At 53.5% G+C, this 6,741-nt stretch carries 5 protein-coding genes and 1 tRNA gene; 3 read left to right on the top strand and 3 right to left on the bottom strand.

Annotated features, from left to right (window positions below):
• Positions 1–2 precede the first annotated feature (2 nt).
• Both FQZ95_RS05165 and orn read right to left on the bottom strand, forming a co-directional pair.
• Positions 3–78 (bottom strand) — tRNA-Gly (locus tag FQZ95_RS05165).
• A gap of 210 nt (positions 79–288) precedes the next feature.
• Positions 289–834 (bottom strand): oligoribonuclease, encoded by a 546-nt coding sequence (orn, locus tag FQZ95_RS05160; protein ID WP_001353514.1) that lies wholly within the window; start codon positions 832–834, stop codon positions 289–291.
• A 94-nt stretch (positions 835–928) separates the two neighbouring features.
• Between orn and rsgA the strand changes: the two genes are divergently transcribed.
• The 3 genes from rsgA to mscM all read left to right on the top strand — a co-directional run bounded on the left by rsgA (position 929) and on the right by mscM (position 6,391).
• Positions 929–1,981, top strand: a complete 1,053-nt coding sequence (gene rsgA, locus FQZ95_RS05155; protein ID WP_160529950.1) for a small ribosomal subunit biogenesis GTPase RsgA — start codon at positions 929–931, stop codon at positions 1,979–1,981.
• A gap of 96 nt (positions 1,982–2,077) precedes the next feature.
• On the top strand, positions 2,078–3,046 hold the full coding sequence (gene asd, locus FQZ95_RS05150; RefSeq protein WP_032185738.1) for an archaetidylserine decarboxylase: 969 nt from the start codon (positions 2,078–2,080) through the stop codon (positions 3,044–3,046).
• 21 nt (positions 3,047–3,067) lie between these two features.
• The gene (mscM, locus tag FQZ95_RS05145; protein ID WP_160529949.1) at positions 3,068–6,391 is read left to right on the top strand and encodes a miniconductance mechanosensitive channel MscM; all 3,324 of its coding nucleotides are present in this window, start codon (positions 3,068–3,070) and stop codon (positions 6,389–6,391) included.
• A 28-nt stretch (positions 6,392–6,419) separates the two neighbouring features.
• Here mscM and FQZ95_RS05140 read toward each other — a convergent pair whose 3' ends face one another.
• Positions 6,420–6,734 carry a YjeO family protein gene (locus FQZ95_RS05140; RefSeq protein WP_160529948.1) on the bottom strand — a complete coding sequence of 105 codons (315 nt, stop codon included), beginning with the start codon at positions 6,732–6,734 and terminating at the stop codon, positions 6,420–6,422.
• Between the last annotated feature and the right edge of the window lie 7 nt (positions 6,735–6,741).

Raw genomic sequence — 6,741 nt, 5'->3', positions numbered from 1 at the left:
TTTGGAGCGGGAAACGAGACTCGAACTCGCGACCCCGACCTTGGCAAGGTCGTGCTCTACCAACTGAGCTATTCCCGCGTACTACTTAATTTTGCTTTCGTAATTTTCGCATTTCTGCGTCGTTACGGGAGGCGCATTATACGAGAAATCTTTTCCTCTGCAACCCCCCTAAAAATTTTTTTTTGAGTTTTTATCTCAAGTGCTGAAATTATCAGCAAGACGTTCAATTTAGCGTCAAAATCACGCCGCCGCAAGTGGATTCCGGCGCTTACGTGACCAGGAAAAATTTTACAGCTTGATAAAATGCTCGCGGTAGTAAGCCAGTTCTGCCACCGACTCACGGATATCATCCATCGCCTGATGCGTCCCCTGTTTGGTAAAACCATCAAGAATTTCCGGCTTCCAGCGGCGCGCCAGCTCTTTCAGTGTGCTGACATCCAGATAACGGTAGTGGAAGTAGGCTTCCAGCTCCGGCATGTATTTAAACAGGAAGCGACGGTCCTGGCCGATGCTGTTACCACAGATCGGCGATTTACCCGCAGGCACCCACTGTTTTAAAAATTCGAGCGTCGCCAGTTCCGCTTCCCGATCGCCCATCGTGCTCGCTTTCACGCGATCCACCAGCCCGCTGGCGGTATGAGTACGGACATTCCAGTCATCCATCAGCGCCAGTTGTTCATCGGACTGGTGTACTGCAATGGTCGGCCCTTCTGCCAGAATATTCAGGTTGGCGTCGGTCACCAGCGTGGCAATCTCAATAATGCGATCGCGCTCGGGATCCAGACCGGTCATCTCAAGATCGATCCAAATCAGGTTGTTTTCATTGGCACTCATGCTATTTTCCACCCATTCACAGTGACTATATTGATCCACAATTGCGTGTATCATAGATGTTTTGCCCATCAGGGGCGACCAGGAGTCAGTACGATTGAGTAAAAATAAACTCTCCAAAGGCCAGCAGCGCCGCGTGAACGCCAATCACCAGCGTCGTCTTAAAACGTCTAAGGAGAAGCCCGACTACGACGACAATCTGTTTGGCGAGCCTGATGAAGGTATCGTCATCAGCCGCTTTGGTATGCACGCTGATGTGGAATCCGCCGATGGCGACGTTCACCGCTGCAATATTCGCCGTACCATCCGTTCGCTGGTGACCGGCGATCGCGTAGTCTGGCGTCCGGGTAAACCGGCGGCAGAAGGCGTAAATGTCAAAGGGATCGTGGAAGCGGTGCATGAGCGCACCTCAGTGTTGACGCGCCCGGATTTCTACGACGGTGTGAAACCCATTGCTGCCAACATCGACCAGATTGTCATTGTCTCCGCGATTTTGCCGGAGCTGTCGCTCAATATTATCGACCGTTACCTGGTGGCCTGCGAAACCTTGCAGATTGAGCCGATTATTGTGCTCAACAAGATAGACCTGCTGGACGACGAAGGCATTGAATTCGTCAACGAGCAGATGGATATCTACCGCAATATCGGTTATCGCGTATTGATGGTTTCCAGTCATACTCAGGATGGACTGAAACCGCTGGAAGAGGCGTTGACCGGGCGCATCAGTATTTTTGCCGGGCAGTCTGGCGTCGGCAAATCCAGCCTGCTGAACGCGTTGCTGGGGCTGCAAAAAGAGATCCTGACCAACGACGTCTCGGATAACTCGGGGCTTGGTCAGCACACCACGACTGCCGCGCGGCTGTATCACTTCCCGCACGGCGGTGATGTGATTGATTCCCCAGGTGTGCGTGAGTTTGGTCTCTGGCATCTGGAACCGGAACAAATTACTCGGGGTTTTGTCGAATTCCATGACTACTTAGGTCTGTGTAAATATCGCGATTGCAAACACGATACCGATCCGGGCTGCGCTATCCGGGAAGCGGTTGAGGAAGGGAAAATCGCGGAAACCCGTTTCGAAAACTATCACCGTATTCTGGAAAGCATGGCGCAGGTAAAAACGCGTAAAAACTTTTCTGATACGGATGACTGACAATTAAGCTAACCGTCGTTAGAATCGTCCCCTTTTTTTCAGGATCCGGCATGTAGGCCGGATCAGGAACGACAAAACAATGGCCTGGAGGCTACCTTGTTAAATTCATTTAAACTTTCGCTACAGTACATTCTGCCGAAATTATGGCTTACTCGCCTGGCGGGTTGGGGCGCAAGCAAGCGGGCAGGATGGCTGACAAAACTGGTTATCGATCTGTTCGTTAAATACTACAAGGTCGACATGAAAGAGGCGCAAAAGCCGGACACCGCCAGCTACCGCACCTTTAACGAATTCTTTGTCCGTCCGCTGCGTGACGAAGTACGCCCAATCGATACCGATCCTAATGTACTGGTCATGCCTGCCGATGGCGTTATCAGCCAGTTAGGTAAAATCGAAGAAGATAAAATCCTGCAAGCTAAAGGCCACAACTACAGCCTCGAAGCTCTGCTGGCAGGGAACTATCTGATGGCGGATCTTTTCCGTAACGGTACGTTTGTGACCACTTACCTCTCCCCGCGTGACTACCACCGCGTACACATGCCGTGCAACGGTATTCTGCGTGAGATGATCTATGTGCCGGGCGATCTCTTCTCCGTTAACCATCTCACCGCTCAGAACGTGCCGAATCTGTTTGCCCGTAACGAACGCGTGATCTGCCTGTTCGATACCGAATTTGGCCCGATGGCGCAGATTCTGGTCGGGGCGACGATTGTTGGCAGCATTGAAACTGTCTGGGCGGGCACCATTACGCCGCCGCGCGAAGGCATCATCAAGCGCTGGACCTGGCCTGCCGGAGAAAACGACGGTTCTGTGGCGCTGCTGAAAGGCCAGGAAATGGGTCGCTTTAAACTCGGCTCTACCGTTATCAACCTGTTTGCACCGGGTAAAGTTAATCTGGTTGAGCAACTGGAAAGCCTGTCTGTCACGAAAATTGGTCAGCCACTGGCAGTATCTACCGAAACCTTTGTTGCGCCAGACGCAGAACCTGCCCCGCTTCCTGCTGAAGAGATCGAGGCAGAACACGACGCCAGCCCATTGGTTGACGATAAAAAAGACCAGGTCTAATCCATCAAAGGAAACGCTGACGTGCGCCTGATTATCACTTTTCTGATGGCCTGGTGCCTCAGTTGGGGGGCGTACGCCGCGACGGCCCCCGATAGTAAACAAATCACCCAGGAACTGGAGCAGGCAAAAGCGGCGAAACCCGCGCAGCCGGAAGTCGTAGAGGCACTCCAGTCCGCCTTAAATGCGCTTGAGGAACGAAAAGGTTCCCTTGAGCGCATCAAGCAATATCAAGAAGTCATTGATAATTACCCGAAACTCTCCGCTACTCTGCGCGCGCAATTAAACAACATGCGTGACGAGCCGCGCAGCGTTACGCCGGGAATGTCTACCGACGCGCTGAATCAGGAAATTCTCCAGGTCAGCAGTCAGTTACTGGATAAGAGCCGTCAGGCCCAGCAAGAGCAAGAGCGCGCCCGCGAGATTGCCGATTCGCTGAATCAACTGCCGCAACAGCAAACTGACGCCCGCCGCCAGTTGAATGAAATCGAGCGCCGCCTTGGAACGCTTACCGGCAATACCCCGCTTAATCAGGCGCAAAATTTTGCTTTGCAATCTGACTCTGCACGACTGAAGGCGCTCGTTGATGAACTGGAATTGGCGCAGCTGTCTGCCAATAACAGGCAAGAATTAGCGCGCTTGCGCTCAGAGCTGGCGGAAAAAGAGAGCCAGCAACTGGATGCGTATTTGCAGGCCTTGCGTAATCAGTTGAACAGCCAACGCCAGCTTGAGGCGGAACGGGCGCTGGAAAGCACCGAACTTCTGGCGGAAAACAGTGCCGATTTGCCGAAAGATATAGTCGCGCAATTCAAAATTAACCGCGAGCTGTCGGCGGCGTTGAATCAACAGGCGCAGCGGATGGATCTCGTTGCCTCGCAACAACGTCAGGCTGCCAGCCAGACGTTACAGGTCCGGCAGGCGTTGAATACGCTGCGTGAACAATCACAATGGCTGGGATCGTCCAACCTACTCGGTGAAGCGTTGCGGGCGCAGGTGGCACGGCTACCGGAAATGCCGAAACCACAACAGCTTGATACCGAAATGGCGCAGTTGCGTGTGCAACGGTTACGTTATGAGGATCTGCTTAATAAACAGCCGCTGCTACGACAAATCCATCAGGCCGACGGTCAACCGCTGACCGCCGAGCAAAACCGTATTCTGGAAGCACAGCTACGCACTCAGCGTGAGTTGCTGAACTCATTGTTGCAGGGTGGCGACACGTTACTGCTGGAGCTGACCAAGCTGAAAGTCTCCAACGGGCAACTGGAAGATGCGCTGAAAGAAGTGAATGAAGCGACGCACCGCTACCTGTTCTGGACTTCTGACGTGCGCCCGATGACCATCGCCTGGCCGCTGGAGATCGCTCAGGATCTGCGTCGTCTCATTTCGCTGGACACCTTCAGTCAGTTGGGCAAAGCCAGCGTAATGATGCTGACCAGCAAAGAGACGATTTTGCCGCTGTTTGGCGCGTTGATTCTGGTCGGTTGCAGTATTTACTCACGCCGCTATTTCACCCGTTTTCTTGAACGTTCGGCGGCGAAAGTCGGCAAAGTGACTCAGGATCACTTCTGGCTGACGTTGCGCACCCTTTTCTGGTCGATTCTCGTCGCATCACCGCTACCGGTGCTGTGGATGACGCTGGGTTACGGCTTGCGCGAGGCGTGGCCTTATCCGCTGGCGGTCGCAATTGGTGATGGCGTAACGGCCACCGTACCGCTGCTGTGGGTAGTGATGATTTGCGCCACCTTTGCCCGTCCGAACGGCTTGTTTATCGCTCATTTCGGCTGGCCACGCGAACGGGTTTCCCGCGGGATGCGTTACTACCTGATGAGCATCGGGCTTATTGTGCCGCTGATTATGGCGCTGATGATGTTCGATAACCTCGACGACCGTGAATTCTCCGGTTCGCTGGGACGGCTTTGTTTTATCCTCATTTGCGGTGCACTGGCGGTGGTCACCCTCAGCCTGAAAAAGGCCGGGATTCCGTTGTATCTCAACAAAGAAGGCAGCGGCGACAACATTACCAACCATATGCTGTGGAACATGATGATTGGCGCGCCGTTGGTAGCCATCCTGGCGTCGGCGGTGGGTTATCTGGCAACGGCGCAGGCACTGTTAGCAAGGCTTGAAACCTCAGTTGCCATCTGGTTCCTACTATTAGTGGTTTATCACGTTATCCGCCGCTGGATGCTGATCCAACGCCGCAGGCTGGCGTTTGACCGGGCGAAGCATCGCCGGGCAGAGATGTTAGCGCAGCGTGCGCGTGGCGAAGAGGAAGCGCATCATCACAGTAGCCCGGAAGGGGCAATTGAAGTCGATGAAAGTGAAGTCGATCTCGATGCTATCAGTGCACAATCCTTGCGGCTGGTGCGCTCAATCCTGATGTTGATCGCCCTACTTTCAGTCATTGTGCTGTGGTCAGAAATCCATTCCGCTTTCGGCTTCCTCGAAAATATTTCGCTGTGGGATGTCACTTCCACGGTACAGGGCGTGGAAAGCCTGGAGCCGATTACCCTCGGTGCGGTGCTAATTGCCATTCTGGTGTTTATCATCACCACGCAGCTGGTGCGCAACCTGCCCGCGCTGCTGGAATTGGCGATTTTGCAGCACCTCGATTTAACGCCGGGCACTGGTTACGCCATCACCACCATCACCAAATATCTGCTGATGCTGATTGGCGGGCTGGTCGGCTTCTCAATGATTGGTATTGAGTGGTCGAAATTGCAGTGGCTGGTCGCCGCGCTCGGTGTTGGTCTGGGCTTTGGTTTACAGGAGATTTTCGCCAACTTTATCTCTGGCCTGATTATCCTGTTCGAAAAACCGATTCGTATTGGCGATACGGTGACGATCCGCGATCTCACCGGTAGCGTGACGAAAATTAACACCCGCGCCACCACCATCAGCGACTGGGACCGCAAAGAAATTATCGTGCCGAACAAGGCGTTTATTACCGAGCAGTTTATCAACTGGTCGCTCTCTGACTCGGTCACGCGCGTGGTGTTGACGATTCCGGCCCCTGCCGATGCCAACAGTGAAGAAGTGACGGAAATCCTGCTCACCGCAGCGCGTCGCTGCTCGCTGGTGATCGACAACCCGGCACCGGAAGTCTTCCTGGTGGATCTGCAGCAGGGGATTCAGATTTTCGAGCTGCGTATTTACGCCGCTGAGATGGGTCACCGTATGCCGCTACGCCATGAGATCCACCAGCTGATTCTGGCTGGCTTCCACGCCCACGGTATCGATATGCCATTCCCGCCCTTCCAGATGCGTCTGGAAAGCCTCAACGGTAAGCAAACGGGGAGAACATTAACTTCTGCAGGCAAAGGTCGTCAGGCAGGAAGTTTGTAAGGTTTTGTGCCGGATGAACCCATCCGGCTCACAAACAAAACTGATAGCGCAGAAAAAACTGCCACAGCCAATAGCCGAAAATAGCCAGTGCGGTGGCGTACATAAACCAACCGCGTTTTTTTTGCCACAGCGTGAACCAAAGAAAGGGGAAAAAGAGCGGTAACGTTATTATCACACCAACATCTCGGGTATCGTCATCTTCGAGATACATCAACACATCGCAGACGTTGTTAATCCCGCGTCCATCAATCATCCACTCTTTGTCCAGCGCGGAGGTAATGGTTATCCAGAGGAACGCCACAATGAACCAGATGCAGCACAAGACAAACATGCGCGCACTCATGAGATAA

This window comes from Escherichia sp. HH41S, assembly GCF_009820115.1.
In the GTDB taxonomy this organism is placed as follows: Bacteria; Pseudomonadota; Gammaproteobacteria; order Enterobacterales; family Enterobacteriaceae; genus Escherichia; species Escherichia coli_F.
The sequence above is the reverse complement of the archived record's forward strand: the minus strand, read 5'-3'. Positions and strand labels throughout refer to the sequence as shown.

What these genes read in the sequence shown, in the direction of transcription:
- FQZ95_RS05140 (WP_160529948.1), bottom strand. Translation starts at nt 6,734, where the DNA reads ATGAGTGCGCGCATGTTTGTCTTGTGCTGCATCTGGTTCATTGTGGCG.
- orn (WP_001353514.1), bottom strand. Translation starts at nt 834, where the DNA reads ATGAGTGCCAATGAAAACAACCTGATTTGGATCGATCTTGAGATGACC.